Origin of the sequence: Inquilinus sp. YAF38 (assembly GCF_052113205.1) — a bacterium.
Lineage (GTDB): Bacteria > Pseudomonadota > Alphaproteobacteria > DSM-16000 > Inquilinaceae > Inquilinus.
Genome location: NZ_JBFRCU010000094.1, coordinates 1 through 19,871, shown reverse-complemented (window position 1 = coordinate 19,871; position 19,871 = coordinate 1). Strand labels below are relative to the sequence as shown.

Genomic DNA, 19,871 nt, shown 5'->3' with positions numbered 1-19,871 from the left:
CCCCCTCACCCGCCGATCAGCGACCGCGCCAGCAGCCAGGCGTTGCGCGGATTCTCGCCGATCCGGCGGATGGCATAGGGCCACCAGTCGCGGCCGAACGGCAGGTAGACTCGGACCCGGTGGCCCTCCCGCACGCGCCGCTCGGCCAGGGCGCTGCGGACGCCGTACAGCATCTCGAACTCGTACTCGCCGCGAGACCAGCCCGCAGCCTCGGCCTGCGCCACCGCATGGTCCTGCAGCCGGTCGTCATGGGTGGCGATCACCGGACGAAAGCCGGCCTCCCGGGCCTCGCGCGACAGCATCAGGCCGATCAGGCGGCGGTGATTCGCCTTGATCTCGTCCTGCGACACGAAGGCGTGCTCGCGGCCGGCGGCGAAGGCGCCCTTGACCAGCCGCACCGCGGCGCCCTGGCGGATCCGCTCCCGCAGATCCACCTCGGTCCGGCGCAGATACGCCTGCAGCGTGATGCCGACCGGCAGGCCGGCGGCCGTCAACGCGTCGTGCAGCGCGATGGCCGGATCGACCACCGTTCGGTCCTCCATGTCGATCATCATCAGCCGCGGCGCGTCGCCCGGTACGGCGGCGATCGCCTCGGCCACCGCCAGGCCGTTGCGGCGTGCCAGCGCCGGGTCGAGGCTGTGGCCAATCTGGGTCGGATCGACCGAGACATGAACCTCGATCCCCGCCCGGCCCAGCAGATCGGCGACCTTCCGCTCCTGGGCGACGTTCTCGGCCACCAACTCCGGCCGGTCGACATATTCGCCGAGATAGAACAGCGAACTGCGGATGCCCTGGCCGAGCAGGGACTTGGCGCGGGCAATCCCGGCCTCCGCATCCGGCCCGGCGACATAGCGCCCGACCAAGCCGGCGGCGAGTCCCTTTTCCTGCGCCCAGCGCTTGATTTTCGGAGACCGGGCCAGCGCGATCATCCCCGTCTGCCACGCCCGCCGCATCCGATTCCCTCCACCATCGATCCTGCCGGAACGATATCGGAGCGGCCGGCGGTGTCCAGGCGGCCGCGCGGCCATGCTTCGACCGATGCCGAAGCATCGCCCGGCCCGCCTCCGCCCTTCTGCCGCTATGATGGCTGCGTCGCCGACAGCCGAGGCCGATCATGCAGCCAACCGATCCCGTCGCCGCCGTCACCCATCCCGATCCGTACCCTTACTACGCGACGCTGCGGCAGCGGCCCTTCCACCGTGACGAGGCGCTGGGCCTGTGGGTCGCGGCCGGTGCCGAGACCGCCATGGCGGTGCTGTCCAGCCCCGCCTGCCGGGTCCGCCCGCCGGCCGAGCCGGTACCGCCGCCACTGCGGGGCGGCGCCGTCGGTGACCTGTTCGGCCGGCTGGTGCGGATGACCGATGGCGACGCCCAGGCCCGGGCCAAGCGGGCGGTGGCGTCGGCGCTGGATGTCCCGGCCGAGACCGTCATGGCCGAGGCGCGGCGCTGGTCGGCCAGCCTGGCGGCCGATCGCGCCGGGCTCGACGCCTTCCTGTTCGCCCTGCCGATGCATGTCGTCGGCGCGCTGCTGGGCTTCGACCGGCTGCCCGAGGTCGCCGGCCGGATGCGTGACGTGGTCGCCGCCATCACCCCCGGCGCCACGGCCGAGGCCATCGGGCGTGGCCACGAAGCAGCGACGGCGATGGTCGACCTGACCGAGGCGCTGATCGATTCTGCCGGAGGCGGCTTGGCTCGACGGCTGCACGATGCAGCGGATCGCGAGGGCGGCATCGATCCCGCCGTGGTCACGGCCAACGCCGTCGGCTTCCTGTTCCAGGCCCATGACGCCGGCGCCGGGCTGCTCGGCAACGCCGTCGCCGCCCTGGGCGCCCGGCCGGAGCTGCGCCGCGCGGCAGCAGCCGACCGCGCATCCTTGCCCGGGCTGATGCAGGAGGTGTTACGCTGTGACCCGCCGGCCCAGAACACCCGCCGGTTCGTCGCCGAGGAAACGGTGATCGCCGGCCAGTCTTTGCGCGCGGGCGACGCGATCCTGGTCGTCATCGCCGCGGCCAACCGCGACCCTGCACTGAATCCCGACCCGGACCGCTTCGATCCCGCCCGGCCCGACCGGCGCCTGCTGACCTTCGGCCACGGCCGCCACGCCTGCCCGGGCGACGCCATCGCCGCCGCGATCGCCGTGGCCGGTCTCGACGCCCTGCTCGACCGGCTCCCGGACTGGCCGGAGCGGCCGGTGGGATACCGGCCGTTGCCGAACGTCCGGGTTCCGCGGTTCTCGTGAGCCCTGGCTCCGTCCCCCTTTGTCATCGCCGGGCTTGACCCGGCGATCCAGGGGCCACCCAGAGCTGCCTCGACATTTCCTGGATGCCCGGGTCAAGCCCGGGCATGACAGGTTTGGGCTGCAGAGGACCGCGCATTCACTTGAACGACCTACCCGAAGGCCTCGACCACCGCGTCGATGAAGCTGCGCAGCTTCGGGGTCGGGCGGCGGTCGGGGGCGAACAGGATGTGCATCGGCCGTGAGGGCGGGTCGTAGCCCGGCAGCACCCGCACCAGCCGCCCGGCGGCGATGTCGTCGCGCAGCAAACCCTCCGGCTGCAGGATGATGCCGAGGCCTTCCAGTGCCGCGCTGCGCAGCGCCTGGCCGCTGTTGACCGAGAACCGCCCGCCGACAGGAACCGAATGCAAGACCCCGTCGGGGCCGGTGAACTGCAGCAGGCCGCGCGGCTCCCAATGGGCGAAGCCGAGGCACTCATGGCTCCCCAGATCCTCCGGCCGCGCCGGCGCGCCGCGTTCGGCGAGATAGGTGGGCGCGGCGCAGGCAACCAGGCGGTACGGCCGCAGCCGGCGGGCGATCAGGCTGGAATCGGGCAGCGGCGCGATCCGGATCACCGCCTCGTATCCCTCTTCCACCAGATCGACGATGCGGTCGCTCAGCGTCACCTCGATGCTGACCTCCGGATTCGCCCGCAGGTAGCGCGCCACCATCGGCATCAGCTCATGCGCGCCGAAGGCGACCGGTGCGTTGACCCGCAGCCGGCCGCGCGGCACGGCGCGCAGATCCTGGGCCAGCGCCTCCGCCGCCTCGGCCTCGGCCAGCACGTTGCGGCAGCTCTCGTAGAAGGCGCGGCCGACCTCGGTCAGGCTCTGCCGCCGCGTGGTGCGGGCCAGCAGCCGGGCGCCGAGGCGATCCTCGAGGAAGCGGATGTGCTTGCCGACCATCGGCGCGGACAGGCCGAGCACCTCGGCCGCGGCGGCGAAGGAGCCGGCTTCGACCGCGCGGACGAACACCGCCATGCTGGTGAGCCGATCCATGATTGGAAACCCATGGTTCCGAGTGTCGCGACGAACCCGATATTTATCACGATCTCGGTAACAATCATATCGATAGGGCGTCCCGTTCACAGGAGCCCGACATGGCCCGCATCGTCCGCATCCACGAGCTCGGCGGCCCCGAGGTCCTTCGCATCGAAGAGGTCGAGGTTCCGCCACCCGCCCCCGGCGAGATCCGCCTGCGGGTCAAGGCGCTGGGCCTGAACCGCGCCGAATCGATGTTCCGCATCGGCTACTACCCGGAATCGCCGGACTTTCCGGCCCGGCTGGGCTACGAGGCCGCGGGCGTGATCGAGGCGCTGGGCGCCGGCGTCACCGGCTTCGCCGTCGGCGACGCGGTCAGCATCGTGCCGCCGCTGTCGATCACCCGCTGGGGCACCTATGGCGAGGTCGCCAATGTCCCGGCCGAGGCGACGATCAAGCATCCGGCCAACCTGTCCTGGACCGAGGCGGCAGCGGTCTGGATGCAATACGTCACCGCCTACGGCGCGCTGATCGAGATCGCCGGGCTCGGTAGAGGCGATTCGGTGCTGATCACCGCCGCCTCCAGCAGCGTCGGCCTGGCTGCGATCCAGATCGCCAATCGGGTCGGCGCGACGTCGATCGCCGCCACCCGCACCGCCGCCAAAGCCGCGGCACTGCGCGATGCGGGCGCCGCCCATGTCATCGTCACCGAGGAAGAGGACCTCGCGGCCCGGGCCAAGGCGATCACCGGCGGCGCCGGGGTGCGGGCGGTGTTCGACCCGGTCGCCGGCCCGTCTTTCGACGCGCTGGCCGAGGCGCTGGGCCAGGGCGGCATCCTGATCGAATACGGCGCGCTGAGCCCGGAGCCGACGCCCTTCCCGCTGTTCCCGGCCCTGGTCAAGGGGCTGACCTTCAAGGGCTACCAGTACAAGGAGATCGTCCGCGACCCGGCCAAGCTGGACCGCGCCAAGCGCTTCATCGTCGAGGGGCTGACCGACGGGTCGTTGAAGCCGCTGATCGACCGGGTTTTCGCGCTCGACCAGATCGTCGAGGCGACCCGCTACCTCGAATCCAACCAGCAGATCGGAAAGATCGTGGTCACGATCTGATAGGACCGTGATCGGCTCAATCACGATCCATTAACGCGCAAGGATCTACCGTCCCCGGGATATCGACCGAAACCTTCGATCAGTTCGGGGATTGATCATGCGCACTATCGAACAGCCTCCGCCTGCCCGGATGACCACCGACTGGGCCCGCCGCTACCTTGAGCGTCTGGAACAGCCGCTCGATCCCTGGGAGACGGACTACTTCCGCAGCGGCTGCAACTTCCTGGCCCGTGATTCGGCCACCGGTGCGATCGCCTGCTGGAAATCGATGAACCTGCCGGTCGACCGGCGGCGCGAGACCTATACCGGGCCGATGGGCACCACGCCGCTGACCCGGCAGGAGATGGACCGCCTGTATGGCCTGCTGGAGAAGCTGGCCGACGGCGAGGACGCCTCGCACCAGGTGGCGGCGCTGCGGCGCTTCCGCTGACGCCAAAGATCCGGGGGGAGTGATCGCCGGGCGTGGAGACTCTCCACGCCCGCTTTCATCTCCGCCCGGCGTTGCCCCGGCAGGCTTTCGTTCCTCATACTCCATCGCCGGCACGGTCCGGCGGGCCGCCGAATCCCTTGGCGGCCGCAGCGGGAGGAAAAGCCGAATGATCCGATGCAACGCAATCGGCCGGTCCTGGCTGGCCGCCGCCGTGCTGCTGGCGGGCCTCGCAGGCCTGGCAGGGCCTGCTTCGGCGCAGGACAGCTGGATCGGCAGCTGGGGCGCCAGCCCGGCCTTTCCGGTCGGGCCGGAGCTGAACAATGCCACCATCCGCCAGCTGGTGCGGATCAGCGCCGGCGGCAGCAAGGTCCGGGTGCGCTTCACCAACGAGACCGGCACCCAGCCGGTGGTGATCGGCGCCGCCACCATCGCCCGGCCCGGCAACGCCCGGGGGTCGATCGACCCGGCCAGCAGCAAGCCTTTGACCTTCGGCGGCGCGACCTCGATCACCGTGCCGCCCGGCGCGCCCGCGATTTCCGATCCGATCGACCTCACGGTCTCGCCGCTCGACAGCCTGTCGATCAGCCTGTTCGTGTCGCGCTGGACCGGCCCGTCGGTGGTGCATCCGCTCGGGGTGCAGACCGCCTGGGTCTCGATCGCCGGCGACAGCACAACGGCGCCGACCCTGCCGGACGCGACCGAATCGACCATGCGCATCCTGCTGTCGCGGGTGGAGGTGGCGGCGGCGGGCGGCACGGTGGTGACGCTCGGCGATTCGATCACCGACGGCTACGGCTCCGGCGACAACGCCAACCGGCGCTGGCCGGACATCCTGGCGGAGCGGCTGGCAAAAGCCGGCGGGCCTGCGGTCGGCGTGGTCAATTCCGGCATCAGCGGCAACCGCATCCTGCATGACCTGCCGGAACAGCTGTTCGGCCCCAGCGCGCTGTCGCGCTTCGACCGCGACGTGCTGTCGGTGCCCGGCGTGCGCTGGGTGGTGATCATGGAGGGGATCAACGACATCGGCCATTCCGGCTCGGCCGGCCTGCCCGAGCAGGCGGTGTCGGCCGACGAGATCATCGGCGGGCTGCGCCAGCTGGTGACCCGTGCCCATGGCGCCGGGCTGAAGGCCTATTGCGCCACGCTGACGCCCTATGAAGGCACGGTCTTCGCCGGCTACTACAACGCCGAGGGCGAGACCAAGCGCCAGGCGGTGAACCAGTGGATCCGCACCGGCAAAGGCTGCGACGCGGTGGTCGACTTCGATTCCGTGGTGCGCGACCCGGCCCAGCCGTCGAAGGTGAAGGCGGAGTTCGATGTCGGCGACCACCTGCACCCGAACGCCGCCGGCTATGAGGCGATGGCGAATTCGGTGGATCTGGGGCTGTTCAAGTAGAGCCTGGCCGCGGACGTATCGGCCTTCAGCCGCTCCCTCAAACTGTCATGCCCGGGCTTGACCCGGGCATCCAGGAGATCTCGATGCCGCTCCGGGCGGCCCCTGGATCGCCGGGTCAAGCCCGGCGATGACAGTTGCGGGATGGCACGGTCGGTCCCACGCCCAATCCACGCCCGTCTCTGCTATACCCTGCCCCATGTCGACTGATCGTCTTCCGACCGAGCTCTGGGTCCAGGCCCATCTGCGGCAGCTGGGGCAGCAGGCCATATCCACCTATGTCGTCCGCAAGGGCGACCCGCGGGCCGGGCTGCTGATCCTGAAGCTCAACCTGGGCGCCCCGGGCTGCCGGGTGCTGAGCCAGTCGCGTGACCTGGACGGCGCCCTCGCATGGCTGCCGGCCAAGGGCGGCGAGCTCCTGGCAGAGGCCGAGGCCGATGCCTATATTGCCCGTGCGGTCCAGCGCGATCCCGACCTGTGGGTGGTCGAGATCGAGGACCGCGAGGGCCGCCACCCTTTCGAGGGCAAGGTCCTCTGAGACACCGGGGCCCTGCCGCCCTCCCCCGCCCGCTAGCCAATGGACACCACCGGCCGCATGGACTCGCAATCTTCCGACAATCCGCTGATCGTGCCCTCGCCGCTGCAGGACCAGGCGGTGCCGTTCGACCGCATTCAGGTCGAGCACTATCTGCCGGCGCTGGACCATGCGATCGCCGAGGCCAAGGGCCGGATCGAGGGGATCCTGGCCAACCCGGCAGCGGATTTCGAGAACACCATCGTGGCGCTGGAGCAGGCCGGCCAGGAGGTCGACCGCGTCTCCTCGGTGTTCTACAACCAGCTCTCGGCCAAGACCTCGGACGAGCTGCAGGCGCTGGCCGCCGATTTCGGCGCGAAGAGCGCCAACTTCTCCTCCGACGTGTCGCTCGACCCGCGGGTCTTCGCCAGGGTCAAGGCGGTGTGGGACAAGCGGCAGACGCTCGATCTCAAGGGCGAGAAGGCGCGGCTGCTGGACGACACCTATAGCGGCTTCGTCCGCAACGGCGCCCTGCTGTCGGACAATGAGAAGGGCGAGCTGCGGTCGATCGACGAGCGGCTGGCCAAGCTGACCCCCGACTTCCAGCACAACGTCCTGAAGGCGACCAACGCCTTCACGCTGTGGATCGAGGACGAGGCCGACCTCGCCGGCCTGCCCGAGGGCGCGGTCAAGGCCGCCAAGCTGGCGGCGGAGGAGCGCGGCCGGGCCGAAGCCTGGGTGTTCACGCTCGACGCGCCGAGCTATGTCCCGTTCATGACCTATGCCGACGGCCGCGAGCTGCGCGAGCGGCTGTGGCGCGCCTTCAACGCCCGCGCCTTCGGCGGCGAGTTCGACAACCAGCCGCTGGTCAAGGAGATCGCGGCTTTGCGCTTCCAGCGCGCCAAGCTGCTGGGCTATCCGACCCATGCCGCCTTCGTGCTGGAGAAGCGGATGGCGGAGACGCCGGCCTCAGTGCACGCCTTCCTTGACCGGCTGCTGGCCGCCTCGAAGCCGGCGGCGGAGCGCGACCTGGCCGACATCCAGGCCCATGCCACGACCCTGGGTGGGCCGTCGCCGCTGCAGCCCTGGGACGTCGGCTATTATTCCGAGAAGCTGAAGCAGCACCGCTTCGACTTCGACGAGGAGGCGCTGCGCCCGTATTTCCCGCTGAGCCAGGTGATCGACGGCGTGTTCGAACACTGCCGGCGGCTGTACGGCCTGGTGTTCCGCCCGTCCGACGCCTATCCGGTCTGGCATCCGGACGTGAAGGCCTATGAGGTCTATGACGAGGCCGAGGACCGCTATGTCGGCCTGTTCTACGCCGACTTCTTCCCGCGCGCCTCGAAGCGCAACGGCGCCTGGATGACCACCTATCGCGACCAGGGCCTGTATGCCGACGGCATCAAGCGGCCGCATGTCGCCATTGTCTGCAACTTCACCAAACCGACGGCGGACCGCCCCTCGCTGCTGTCCTACGACGAGGTGCGGACCTTCTTCCACGAGATGGGCCACGCCCTGCACGGCTTGCTGTCGCGCTGCACCTACCGCTCGCTCGGCGGCACCAACGTGTATTGGGACTTCGTCGAGCTGCCGTCGCAGATCTTCGAGAACTGGGTGCAGGAGAAGGACGGGCTGGACCTGTTCGCCAAGCACTACCGCACCGGCGAGAGCCTGCCGGCCGACCTGGTGCAGAAGATCCGCGACAGCGCCCGCTTCATGGCCGGCTGGCAGTCGCTGCGCCAGACCGCCTTCGCCCTGCTCGACATGGCCTGGCACGACGGCGACCCGACCGTGATCGGCTCGGTGCCGGAGTTCGAGCGCAGCGCCATGGCCCGCACCCAGGTGCTGCCGCCGGTGCCGGAGGCCAACACCTCCTCCGGCTTCAGCCACATCTTCGGCGGCGGCTATGCCGCCGGCTACTACAGCTACAAATGGGCGGAGGTGCTGGACGCCGACGCCTTCGAGCTGTTCCGTGAGAAGGGCCTGTTCGACCCGGAGACCGCGCGCAGCTTCAAGGAGAACGTCCTCGAGCGCGGCGGCACCGAGCACCCGATGGAGCTGTACAAGCGCTTCCGCGGCCGCGAGCCGGACCCGGACGCGCTGCTGCGGCGGGACGGGCTGATGTAGCGGTTCGCTGACCCAGCGGTTCGCCCTTTCTCCCTCCCTGTCATGCCCGGGCTTGACCCGGGCATCCAGAAGTTGTCGACATCCTCTGGATTGCCGGGTCAGGCCCGGCAATGACACTTACGAATGTCATTGTCACGACCATGCCTTCGAACATCGACCCGATCGAGCGCCGCCGCACCTTCGCGATCATCGCTCACCCCGACGCCGGCAAGACCACCCTGACCGAAAAGCTGCTGCTGTTCGGCGGGGCCATCCAGATGGCGGGCGCGGTCAAGGCCCGCGGCGACCAGCGCCGGGCCCGGTCGGACTGGATGAAGGTGGAGCGCGAGCGCGGCATCTCGGTCACCGCCTCGGTGATGACCTATGACTACGACAACCACACCTTCAACCTGCTGGACACGCCGGGCCACGAGGATTTCTCGGAGGACACCTACAGGACCCTGACGGCGGTCGACAGCGCGGTGATGGTGATCGACGCGGCCAAGGGCATCGAGGAGCAGACCCGCAAGCTGTTCGAGGTCTGCCGCATGCGGAACGTGCCGATCACGACCTTCATCAACAAGATGGACCGCGAGAGCCGCGATCCCTTCGACCTGCTCGACCAGATCGAGCAGGAGCTGCAGCTGCATGTCACCCCGGCGACCTGGCCGATCGGCAGCGGCCGCGGCTTCCTGGGCTGCTACGACCTGTTCCACGACCGGCTGGTGCTGATGGCCAAGGGCGCCAAGGGCGCCCTGCCGGAGCTCGGCGAGACCTGCACCGGCCTGGACGACCCGAAGCTCGACGCGCTGCTGCCGGCCGACGCCGTGGCGACGCTGCGCGAGCAGGTGGAGATGGCGCGCGCCCTATGCCCGGAATTCGACCTGGAGATGTTCCGCGAGGGCCATCAGACGCCGGTGTTCTTCGGCTCCGCGGTCAACAATTTCGGCGTGCGCGAGCTGCTGGACGGGATCGGCGCGCTCGCCCCCTCGCCCCGGCCGCAGCCGACGGCGGGCCGCACGGTGGACCCGGCGGAGGACAACGTCTCGGCCTTCGTGTTCAAGATCCAGGCCAACATGGATCCGAAGCATCGCGACCGCATCGCCTTCGTCCGCCTCGCCTCCGGCCATTTCAAGCGCGGCATGAAGCTGAAGCATGTCCGCTCCGGCAAGCTGATGAACATGCACAACCCGGTGCTGTTCCTGGCCCAGGACCGCGAGCTGGCGGAGGAGGCCTGGGCCGGCGACATCGTCGGCATCCCCAACCACGGCAACCTGCGCATCGGCGACGCGCTGACCGAGGGCGAGGATCTGCGCTTCACCGGCATCCCCAGCTTCGCGCCGGAGCTGCTGCAGCGGGTGCGGCCGGACGACCCGATGAAGGCCAAGCATCTCGGCCGGGCGCTGGAGCAGCTGGCCGAGGAGGGCGCGGCCCGGGTGTTCAAGCCGCTGCTCGACGCCAACTGGATCGTCGGCGTGGTCGGCGCGCTGCAGTTCGAGGTGCTGGCCGACCGCATCCGCACCGAATACGGCATCCCGGTGCATTTCGAGCCGGCGCCCTACTACACCGCGCGCTGGGTCGAGTCGGACGATGCGATCGCCCTGAAGTCGTTCCAGGACGGGCTGCGCAGCGCCATGGCCGAAGACCATGACGGCTCTCCGGTCTTTCTGGCCCGCAACGCCTGGCACCTCGACACGGTGACCAAGGAGAACCCGGCGCTGCGCTTCCTCAAGACCAAGGAGCAGACGGCCTGACGGTTGACCCAATCATTCTGAATCAGCATGATTCAGAATGATTGAAGGAGACGACAACCGATGGACACTAAGGTGCTCACCGCCCATGTCCCTCGGCCCCTGGCCGATAAGGTGGACGAGTTGGCGACCCGGCTGGAGCGGTCGCGTGGCTGGGTCGTGAAACAAGCGCTGACCGCCTGGGTCGAGCAGGAGGAGGAGCGGAGGCGGCTGACGCTCGAGGCTCTCGCCGATGTCGATGCTGGCCACCTGATCGACCATCAGGCCATTCAGGCCTGGGCCGACAGCCTGGAGACGGACACCCCGCTGCCCGCGCCGCGATGATGCGGCTGAGCTGGACCCGGAAGGCAACCTCCGACCTCGTCCGGCTGCACGAATTCCTGGCGCCCGTGAATGCCCGGGCAGCCACGGAGACTGTCCGTGCGCTCGCCCACGCCGTGGGTCGCCTTCCGCAGCAGCCTCGCATCGGGGTGAAGCTCGACGAGTTCGCACCGCGCGAAGTTCGCCGGATCATCGTCGGCCGCTATGAAATCCGCTACGAGATCGATGCCGACGGGATCCATATCCTGCGCCTGTGGCACACACGCGAGGACCGGTGATACCGCGGTTTAGCTCCCCGCCCCGGTCTCGATTACCCGGACGAAGGCCGCGATTGCGCCACTCAGTGCACCGGCGATCTCGGCATCGGCCAGCATGCCGCCCTCGGCGAGCTTGCGGCCGAGCAGCGGCACCGCGATCGAGGCCTCGGGCACCATCCGCGCGGTCATCACCACCAGCGTCTCGGTCAGCGCCTCCTGGGCGTGATGCGCGCGCGGCGAGGCGTTGATCAGCGCCACCGGCTTGTCGACGAACTCCCCGGTCGCCACCACCCAGTCGAGCGCGTTCTTCATCACCCCCGCGACGCCATGGGCGTATTCCGGGCTGGAGATCAGCACAGCGTCGGCCGCCGCCAGCCTGGCCCGGAAGTCGATCACCGCCGGAATGGATTCTGGGTCCAGGTCGGGATTGAAATGCGGCAGATCGGCCAAGCCGCCATAGAGCGACACCTCGACCCCGGCCGGCGCCAAGGCGGCCATAGCCTGCAGCAGGGCGGTGTTGGTCGAGCCGGCGCGCAGGCTGCCGGAGATGGCGAAGATCTTCACGGCGTCACCGCGGCTGTTTGGCTCAAAAGGATCATAGGCCGGTCCCGCCACCGCCCTCCAGGCACCTTCGCGACCAGCTCAAAATACAAACCGATCGACAAAATCGATCGATCTTAACAAATGAATGCGTTGGATCGGTTGAAGGCCGGCGTCCATGTTTGTGACAGTTCCGCATCCGAGACTGTCATGGCGATCGTTGATCCGCTCCGGCCCTCCCTCTCCATCTCTCCGGCCAACCGTCTGACGACGGCCTTCGAGTCGATCCCGGGCGGCCGGCTGTTGCCCGGCCTGCTCCTGTGCGTCGCGGTGACCCTGGCGGCGCTGGGGCTGGAGCGAGTCGAGGCCGGGCTGTTCGGCCATGCCTGGCTGGAGGCGCTGGTTCTGGCGATCCTGGTCGGCGCCCTGGTGCGCACGGTCTGGAGCCCGAGCCAGCGCTGGACCCCGGGCATCAGCTTCAGTGCCAAGACGCTGCTGGAGATCGCCGTCGTCCTGCTTGGCGCCTCGGTCAGCGTTGGCGCGATCGTATCCGCCGGCCCGCTGTTGCTGGTCGGCATCGCCGCCGTGGTCGTGATCGCCATCGCCGCCAGCTATGGGATGGGCCGCATGCTCGGCCTGCCCCACCGCATGGCCGTGCTGGTCGCCTGCGGCAACTCGATCTGCGGCAACTCCGCCATAGCCGCCGTCGCCCCGGTGATCGGCGCCGACGGCAAGGAGGTGGCGGCCTCGATCGCCTTCACCGCGGTGCTCGGCGTGCTGGTGGTGCTGGGCCTGCCCTTCCTGCCGGCGCTGATCCATATCAGCGAGGTGCAGTATGGCGTCCTGGCCGGGCTGACCGTCTACGCCGTGCCGCAGGTGCTGGCCGCCACGGCGCCGATCGGGGCGATCGCGCTGCAGCTCGGCACCCTGGTCAAGCTGGTGCGCGTGCTGATGCTCGGGCCGTTGATCCTGGTCCTGACGCTGGTCACGCGCCGCCGGACCGACGGTGCCGCCGCCACCGCCGGCCGGATGCCGTGGCACAAGCTGGTGCCCTGGTTCATCGACGGCTTCCTGCTGCTGGCCGTGCTGCGCTCCTTCGGGCTGCTGCCCGAGGCGGTGCTGGCCCCGGCCGCCACGGCGGCGACCGGGCTGACCGTGCTGTCGATGGCCGCGCTGGGCCTCAGCACCGACCTGCTCAGCGTGGCGAAGGCGGGCGGCCGGGTCACGGCGGCCGTGACCCTGTCGCTGCTGGTGCTGGGCGCCATCAGCTTCGGCCTGATCCGGCTGCTCGGGATTGTCTGAGGCCGGACATCCGCCTCTCATCGTCATTCCCGCGAAAGCGGGAATCTCTTTCCGATCGAAGCGTTACGAGATCCCCGCTTTCGCGGGGATGACGACTCTATGATGGCGCCAGGGGTGCCTCAGAAGATCGACGCCCCCGTGTCGGCACGGCCGGCGGCGTGGCGGAAGGCGGCGAACAGCTCGCGGCCGACCCCGACATGCGACGGCGCCAGATCGGCCGTGGCGTCTTCCCGCGCGGCCCATTCCTCGGCGTCGATGTCGCGAATCTCGAGCCGGCCGGTCACCGCGTCGATGCGCAGGATGTCGCCGTCGCGCAGCTTGGCGATCGGGCCGCCGACCGCCGCCTCCGGCGTCACATGGATCGCCGCCGGCACCTTGCCCGAGGCGCCGGACAGGCGGCCGTCGGTGACCAGCGCCACCTTGCGGCCGCGGTCCTGCAGCGCGCCCAGCGGCGGCATCAGCTTGTGCAGCTCGGGCATGCCGTTGGCCTTCGGGCCCTGGAACCGGACCACGGCGATGAAGTCGTGGTCCAGCGCCCCGGCGCGGAACGCGGCCTGCAACTCCTCCTGCGAATGGAAGATCCTGGCCGGCGCCTCGATCACATGGCGCTCCGGCGCCACGGCGGAGGTCTTGATCACCGCCCGGCCGAGATCACCGTCAAGCACGCGCAGGCCGCCGGTCGCCTGGAACGGCTCGGCCGCGCCGCGCAGCACCGCGGTGTCGCCGCTGGCCGTCGCCGCGTCGCGCCACACCACCTCGCCCTTCTCGTCGAGGCCCGGCTCGACCGTGTAGCGGTCCAGCCCGCCGCCCCAGATGGTGGCGACGTCGTCATGCAGGAGGCCGGCGCCGATCAGCTCGCGGATCAGGAAGCCGGTGCCGCCGGCGGCGTGGAAATGGTTCACGTCCGCCTTGCCGTTCGGATAGACGCGGCACAGCAGCGGCGTGATCTCGGCAAGGTCGGCGAAATCGTCCCAGGTCAAGGTGATGCCGGCCGCAGCGGCCATGGCGACCAGATGCATGGTGTGGTTGGTCGACCCGCCGGTGGCGTGCAGCCCGACCACCCCGTTGACCACCGCGCGCTCGTCCATCAGCCGGCCGACCGGCACGAACTCGTTGCCCAGCGCCGTGATCGCCAGCGCCCGCTTCGCCGCCGCGACGGTCAGGGCGTCGCGCAGCGGCGTGTTCGGGTTGACGAAGGACGAGCCCGGCAAATGCAGGCCCATGATCTCCATCAGCATCTGGTTGGTGTTGGCCGTGCCGTAGAAGGTGCAGGTGCCCGGCCCGTGATAGGACTGCGCCTCGGCCTCCAGCAGCGCGTCGCGCCCGACCTTGCCCTCGGCATAGAGCTGCCGGGCCTTGGCCTTGTCGTCATTCGGCAGGCCCGAGGGCATCGGCCCGGCCGGGATGAACACCGCCGGCAGATGGCCGAAGGACAGGGCGCCGATCACCAGCCCGGGCACGATCTTGTCGCAGACGCCGAGAAACACGGCGGCGTCGAACATCTGGTGCGACAGCGCGACCGCGGTCGACAGGGCGATGACGTCGCGCGAGAACAGCGACAGCTCCATCCCCGCCTCGCCCTGGGTGACGCCGTCGCACATCGCCGGCACGCCGCCCGCCACCTGGGCGGTGCCGCCGACCGCCCGCGCCGCCTGCCGGATCAGGTCCGGATAGCGCTCGAAGGGCTGATGCGCCGACAGCATGTCGTTGTAGGAGGTGACGATGGCCAGGTTCGGGCCCTCGCCCTCGCGCAGCGCGCCCTTGTCGATGCCGCAGGCGGCGAAGCCATGCGCGAAGTTGGCGCAGCCCAGGCGCCGGCGGGCCGGTCCGGCCTCCGCTGCCGTTGTGATGCGGTCGAGATAGGCGGACCGGGCGTCGTAGCTGCGCCGCGCGATCCGCTCGGTCACCTCGGCTATGCGGGCTTGCACCATCGGCTGGCTCCTTGGTCACTGTCTCGCCGCCGATCAGGCCAGACAGCACCCTCCGACCCGATCATGCGCCATGATCAATACGTTAGCACATTATATTGAAGTTTTTTCTTAGCCTTGCGGCGGTACCTCTACGGGCACCAGAAGATCTCGACCGGCCGCTCGGACCGCGTCAGCACGGCACGGATCGGCATCGCCTCGGCCGGACCGCACACCAGGGCCGCCTCCAGGACGCGCTGCTTGCCCGCCCCTTCGACATGAAGGCACAGAGTGTCCGCCGCGAGCAAGACCGGCAGCGTCAGGGTGATGCGCGGCTCGCCCGCCGCGGGCGCCCGCATGGTCTCCAGCAACTGCCCTGCAGCCGGGTCCAGCGCCTGGGCCAGCCGGTCGCCGCCGGGGAAGAAGGAGGCGGTGTGCCCGTCATCGCCCATGCCCAGCACCACCGCGGCGAAGGGCAGCGGCAGGGCGGCGATCCGCGCCGTCACCTGGCCCACGCCATCCTCGGGCGTAGGCGTATCGACATGCAGCGGCACGAAATTGGCCGTCGCGGCCGGTCCCTGCAGCAGGTGCTGCCGGAGCAGGGCCGCGTTGGAGCGCTCCGAGGCCTCGCCCACCCAGCGCTCGTCGACCAAGGTCACGTCGACCCGCGCCCACTCGACCGGCTTCTGCGACAGCGCCTCGAAGAACCGGGTCGGGGTGCGCCCACCGGAAACGGCGAGCGCGGCGCGATCGGAGCGGGAGAGCCGCGCCGTCAGCGCGTCGGCGACATGCCCGGCGAGGGCATCGGCGAGCGCCTCCTTGGTCGGGAAGTCGTGACGCGCGATCGGCATGGCTCAGTCCTCGTCCTCATGCCAGGTGCGGCCGTCGCGCTCGATCAGGGCAATCGCGGCGGACGGGCCCCAGGTGCCGGCGGTGTAGGGCTTCGGCGGCTCCTTCGACGCCTTCCAGGCCTCGATGATCGGGTCGACCCAGGTCCAGGCCTGCTCGACCTCGTCGCGGCGCATGAACAGGCTCTGGTTGCCGCGCACGACATCCATCACCAGCCGCTCATAGGCGTCCGGGTTGCGGACGTTGAAGGCTTCGGCGAAGCTCATGTCCAGCGGTACGTGCTGGAGGCGCATGCCGCCAGGCCCCGGATCCTTGATCATCAGCCACAGCTTCACACCCTCGTCCGGCTGCAGCCGGATCACGAGGTGGTTCTGCGAGATGGTGCCGGCCGAGCTGTCGAACACCGAATGCGGGATGGCGCGGAAGGTGACCACGATCTCCGACATCCGCCCCGCCAGCCGCTTGCCGGTGCGCAGATAGAACGGGACATTGGCCCAGCGCCAGTTCTCGATCTCGGCCTTCAGCGCGACGAAGGTCTCGGTGTGGCTGGACGGGTTGCCGAGCTCGTCGAGATAGCCGGGGACGGCGCCGCCGGCCGAGGCGCCGGCGCGGTACTGGCCGCGCACGGTGATGTTGTTCACCGTGGCGTCCGAGATCGGCTTCAGCGCCTTCAGCACCTTCAGCTTCTCGTCGCGCAGCGAATCCGCGTCCATCGAGGTCGGCGGCTCCATGGCGACGAGGCAGAGCAGCTGCAGCATGTGGTTCTGCACCATGTCGCGCAGCGCGCCGGCGCCGTCATAGTATCCGGCGCGGCCCTCGACCCCGAGGCTCTCGGCCACGGTAATCTGGACATGGTCGATATGCGAGGCGTTCCACAGCGGCTCGAACAGGGCGTTGGCGAAGCGCAGCGCCATCAGGTTCTGCACCGTCTCCTTGCCGAGATAATGGTCGATCCGGTAGATCGACTCCTCGAGGAAGACGCGGCCGATGGCGTCGTTCAGGGCGCGGGCCGATTCCAGATCTTTGCCGATCGGCTTCTCGACCACCACCCGCGCCCGGGGGGTCACCATCCCATGCTCGCCGAGCTGGCTGCAGATCTCCTCGAACAGGTCGGGCGAGGTGGCGAGATAGAAGATGCGGATGCGGTCGGCATTGCCCTGCAGCGCCTCGGCCAGGTCCGGCCAGCCCTTGCGGGCCGTCGCATCGACCGGGACGTAGGACAGCCGCGCCAGGAAATCCTCCAGCACCGTGCCGGCCTGTTCCGCCGACGGCACGTGCTCCAGGATCGCCTTGCGGGCGAAGTCGCGGAACTCGGCATCCGACATCGGCCGCCGCGACGTGCCGATGATCCTCGCCCCCGGCGGCACCTGGCCGGCCTTGTCGCGCTCATACAGCGCCGGCAGCAGCTTGCGCTGCGACAAATCTCCCGTCGCGCCGAACACGACGATGTCGAATGGCTCCACGGCGATGACGCGCGCGATCATGTATCCAACCCTCGGACCAAATCGAGCGGCTGTTATCGGCGGGTGGGGCCGCAAGTGCCAGAGGGAAATGCGGGCTGAGGGCCGGCTGGACGCATGCGTCGGTTGAGTCAGGCGCAGGTGCGGCTGGTTTGCCGCACCCACGCCTGCTCAAAAGACGGGCAGTTGCCTGGTGAACGACACAATCGTTGCCTCTCCCGCTTGCGGGAGAGGTCGGAGACGCGAAGCGGCTCCGGGTGAGGGCTCTTTGTCGAGGCCCGGGCCAGCCCTCACCCGGTCGTCCTTCGGACGCCCGACCTCTCCCGCCAGGCGGGAGAGGCGACACTAACTGGTCCTAGCCTTACGGCACCGATCCCAGGATCTAGCCGCGGGTGCGCGGCGACGGGCCGGTCTTGGCCGATCCCCTGCCCTTGCCGGTCGCCGCCGCCTTGCCCTTGGCCGGGGCGGCGCGCTTGGCCGGGGCCGCCTTGCCGTTGCCAGCCGGCTGCGCCTTGACCGGCTTCGCTTTCGCCGGTTTCGTGGCCTTTGCCTTGGCTGCCTTGGCCGCTTTGGCCGGCTTCGGCGCCCCGACCTTGTAGCTGACCTCGCCCTTGTCATAGCGGAAGACGACGCGGTCGCCCTCCTTCACCTCGCCCTTCAGCATGCCCTTGGCCAGCCGGGTCTCCACCAGCTGGCGGATCTGGCGCCGCAGCTCGCGGGCGCCGTATTCGGGCTGGTAGCCCTCGGCGGCCAGGTGGTCCACCAGCGTGTCGTCGATCACCAGCTCGATATCCTGCCCCCGCGCGGTGCCGATCACCCCGTCCAGCTGCAGCCGGATGATCTGCTTGATCTGATCGGTGGTCAGGGCGTGGAAGATGATGATCTCGTCGATCCGGTTCAGAAACTCCGGCCGGAAGTGCTGGCGCAGCGCGCCCATCACGTCGTCGCGGACGCCGCCGGCGCTGGCGTTGAAGCCGATCCGGCTCTGCCGCCCCATGATGACGTCGGAGGCGAGGTTCGAGGTGGCGATGATCAGCGAATTGCTGAAATCGACCACCCGGCCCTTGCCGTCGGTCAGCCGGCCGTCGTCGAACACCTGCAGCAGCACGTTGTAGACGTCCGGATGCGCCTTCTCGATCTCGTCGAGCAGGATCACGCTGTAGGGCCGGCGGCGCACCCGCTCGGTCAGCTGGCCGCCCTCGTCATAGCCGACATAGCCCGGCGGGGCGCCGATCATCCGGGACACGGCGTGGCGCTCCATATACTCGCTCATGTCGACGCGGATGACCGCGTCCTCGTCGCCGAACACCACCTCGGCCAGGGCCTTGGCCAGCTCGGTCTTGCCGACGCCGGTCGGGCCCAGGAACAGGAAGTTGGCGATCGGCCGGTGGCCGTGCTGCAGCCCGGCGCGGGACAGGCGAATGGCGTCGCTGACCGCCTGGATCGCCTCCTCCTGTCCGATCACCCGGCGGTGCAGCCGCTCCTCCATCTGCAGCAGCTTGGCCTTCTCCTCGGCCGTCAGCTCGGTGACCGGGATGCCGGTCAGCTTCGACACGATCTCGGCGATGTGCTCGACCGTGACCTCGGCGGTGCTGGACCCGATGCGGTGTTTCCACGCGTCGGTCAGCTCGGCCAGCGTCTTCTCCTTCTCGGCAACCTGCTCCTCGAACGCCTTGGCCCGGTCGAAGCGCTTGCGCGAATTGGCGTAGGCGTGCTCGCGCTTCAGCGTGGCGACCTCCGATTCCAGCTCCTGGATCTCGGCCGGGCGCGAGGTGATCGACAGATGCACCCGTGCCGCCGCCTGGTCGATCAGGTCGATCGCCTTGTCCGGCAGGAAGCGGCCGGAGACGTAGCGGTCCGACAGCTCCGCCGCGGCGGCGAAGGCCTGGTCCTGGATCGTCACCTTGTGGTGACCCTCCAGCCGGTCGCGCAGGCCGCGCAGGATGTTGATCGTCTGCTCCACCGTCGGCTCGGCGACGAAGACCGGCTGGAAGCGCCGCTCCAGCGCCGCGTCCTTCTCGATGTGCTTCTGGTACTCGTTCAGCGTGGTGGCGCCGATCAGGTTCAGCTCGCCGCGCGCCATCGCCGGCTTGAAGGTGTTGGCGACATCCAGCCCGCCCTCGCCGCCGCCCTGGCCGGCGCCGACGATGGTGTGGACCTCGTCGATGAACAGCAGCAGCTCGTCGCGGTGCTCGGCGATCTCGTCCATCACCTGCTTGACCCGCTCCTCGAACTCGCCGCGGAACTTCGAGCCGGCGACCAGGCTGTTGACGCTGAGCTCGACCAGCCGCTTGTCGCGCAGCGTGTCCGGCACCTCGTTGTTGACGATGCGCTGCGCCAGCCCCTCGACGATCGCGGTCTTGCCGACGCCGGGCTCGCCGATCAGCACCGGGTTGTTCTTCTTGCGCCGCGCCAGGATCTCGATCGTGGTCTCGACCTCCTTCGACCGGCCGATGACGGGGTCCAGCTTGCCTTCGCGCGCCAAAGCGGTCAGGTCACGGCTGTACTTGTCGAGCTGCGGCGTGTTCGACGGGCCCTCGACCCGCCCTTCCTCCGCCCCGGTGCCGACGGTGCGCACGGTCTGCTGCCGCAGCGCCTGCGGGGTCAGACCGTATTTGCGCAAGACGTTGCCGGCGAAGCTCTCCGGCACCTGGGCCAGGCCCAGCAGCATGTGCTC

Annotated in this window: 17 protein-coding genes; 10 read left to right on the top strand and 7 right to left on the bottom strand. The window is 69.5% G+C overall.

Translation table 11 applies throughout. The features are described 5' to 3' along the window. Positions 1 to 5: 5 nt before the first annotated feature. A complete protein-coding gene (locus AB4Z01_RS29910; protein WP_441699815.1) occupies positions 6 to 953 on the bottom strand; it encodes a proline dehydrogenase family protein in 948 nt (315 codons plus the stop codon). 161 nt (positions 954 to 1,114) lie between these two features. On the opposite strand from AB4Z01_RS29910, the gene AB4Z01_RS29905 reads away from it, so the two are divergent. Further along, positions 1,115 to 2,239 (top strand): cytochrome P450, encoded by a 1,125-nt coding sequence (locus tag AB4Z01_RS29905; protein WP_441699813.1) that lies wholly within the window; start codon positions 1,115 to 1,117, stop codon positions 2,237 to 2,239. Positions 2,240 to 2,388: 149 nt separating this feature from the next. On the opposite strand, the gene AB4Z01_RS29900 is transcribed toward AB4Z01_RS29905, so the two are convergent. Next, positions 2,389 to 3,273, bottom strand: coding sequence for a LysR substrate-binding domain-containing protein (locus tag AB4Z01_RS29900; RefSeq protein WP_441699811.1), 885 nt, complete (start codon positions 3,271 to 3,273; stop codon positions 2,389 to 2,391). Between the two features lie 101 nt (positions 3,274 to 3,374). Here AB4Z01_RS29900 and AB4Z01_RS29895 point away from each other — a divergent pair, with 101 nt between their 5' ends. The 8 genes from AB4Z01_RS29895 to AB4Z01_RS29860 all read left to right on the top strand — a co-directional run bounded on the left by AB4Z01_RS29895 (position 3,375) and on the right by AB4Z01_RS29860 (position 11,157). Next, positions 3,375 to 4,364 (top strand): zinc-dependent alcohol dehydrogenase family protein, encoded by a 990-nt coding sequence (locus AB4Z01_RS29895; protein WP_441699810.1) that lies wholly within the window; start codon positions 3,375 to 3,377, stop codon positions 4,362 to 4,364. A 97-nt stretch (positions 4,365 to 4,461) separates the two neighbouring features. Further along, a complete protein-coding gene (locus tag AB4Z01_RS29890) occupies positions 4,462 to 4,794 on the top strand; it encodes a hypothetical protein (protein ID WP_441699809.1) in 333 nt (110 codons plus the stop codon). 166 nt (positions 4,795 to 4,960) lie between these two features. After that, complete coding sequence (locus AB4Z01_RS29885; protein WP_441699808.1) at positions 4,961 to 6,190, top strand: SGNH/GDSL hydrolase family protein; 1,230 nt, start codon at positions 4,961 to 4,963, stop codon at positions 6,188 to 6,190. Positions 6,191 to 6,386: 196 nt separating this feature from the next. After that, positions 6,387 to 6,725, top strand: coding sequence for a DUF1491 family protein (locus AB4Z01_RS29880; RefSeq protein WP_441699806.1), 339 nt, complete (start codon positions 6,387 to 6,389; stop codon positions 6,723 to 6,725). A gap of 57 nt (positions 6,726 to 6,782) precedes the next feature. Further along, entirely contained in the window at positions 6,783 to 8,828 is a 2,046-nt protein-coding gene (locus AB4Z01_RS29875) for a M3 family metallopeptidase (RefSeq protein WP_441699804.1), read from the top strand. Between the two features lie 140 nt (positions 8,829 to 8,968). Continuing rightward, entirely contained in the window at positions 8,969 to 10,561 is a 1,593-nt protein-coding gene (locus tag AB4Z01_RS29870; RefSeq protein WP_441699802.1) for a peptide chain release factor 3, read from the top strand. 60 nt (positions 10,562 to 10,621) lie between these two features. Next, positions 10,622 to 10,882 carry a CopG family ribbon-helix-helix protein gene (locus AB4Z01_RS29865; RefSeq protein WP_441699800.1) on the top strand — a complete coding sequence of 87 codons (261 nt, stop codon included), beginning with the start codon at positions 10,622 to 10,624 and terminating at the stop codon, positions 10,880 to 10,882. Next, positions 10,879 to 11,157, top strand: coding sequence for a type II toxin-antitoxin system RelE/ParE family toxin (locus AB4Z01_RS29860; protein ID WP_441699798.1), 279 nt, complete (start codon positions 10,879 to 10,881; stop codon positions 11,155 to 11,157). The genes AB4Z01_RS29865 and AB4Z01_RS29860 overlap by 4 nt, the downstream gene beginning before the upstream one ends. A 9-nt stretch (positions 11,158 to 11,166) precedes the next feature. On the opposite strand, the gene AB4Z01_RS29855 is transcribed toward AB4Z01_RS29860, so the two are convergent. After that, positions 11,167 to 11,700 (bottom strand): NADPH-dependent FMN reductase, encoded by a 534-nt coding sequence (locus tag AB4Z01_RS29855; protein ID WP_441699797.1) that lies wholly within the window; start codon positions 11,698 to 11,700, stop codon positions 11,167 to 11,169. Positions 11,701 to 11,886: 186 nt separating this feature from the next. Between AB4Z01_RS29855 and AB4Z01_RS29850 the strand changes: the two genes are divergently transcribed. Continuing rightward, positions 11,887 to 12,978, top strand: a complete 1,092-nt coding sequence (locus tag AB4Z01_RS29850; RefSeq protein WP_441699795.1) for a YeiH family protein — start codon at positions 11,887 to 11,889, stop codon at positions 12,976 to 12,978. Between the two features lie 119 nt (positions 12,979 to 13,097). On the opposite strand, the gene edd is transcribed toward AB4Z01_RS29850, so the two are convergent. The 4 genes from edd to AB4Z01_RS29830 all read right to left on the bottom strand — a co-directional run. Then, positions 13,098 to 14,909: a phosphogluconate dehydratase gene (gene edd, locus AB4Z01_RS29845; protein WP_441699793.1), complete on the bottom strand. Its 1,812-nt coding sequence runs from the start codon at positions 14,907 to 14,909 to the stop codon at positions 13,098 to 13,100. A 128-nt stretch (positions 14,910 to 15,037) separates the two neighbouring features. Beyond that, positions 15,038 to 15,736 carry a 6-phosphogluconolactonase gene (gene pgl, locus AB4Z01_RS29840; RefSeq protein WP_441699791.1) on the bottom strand — a complete coding sequence of 233 codons (699 nt, stop codon included), beginning with the start codon at positions 15,734 to 15,736 and terminating at the stop codon, positions 15,038 to 15,040. A 3-nt stretch (positions 15,737 to 15,739) separates the two neighbouring features. Continuing rightward, positions 15,740 to 17,218 carry a glucose-6-phosphate dehydrogenase gene (gene zwf / locus AB4Z01_RS29835; protein WP_441699789.1) on the bottom strand — a complete coding sequence of 493 codons (1,479 nt, stop codon included), beginning with the start codon at positions 17,216 to 17,218 and terminating at the stop codon, positions 15,740 to 15,742. 358 nt (positions 17,219 to 17,576) lie between these two features. Then, positions 17,577 to 19,871, bottom strand: a 2,295-nt coding sequence (locus tag AB4Z01_RS29830; protein WP_441699787.1) for an ATP-dependent Clp protease ATP-binding subunit, incomplete at its 5' end; no start/stop codon positions are given.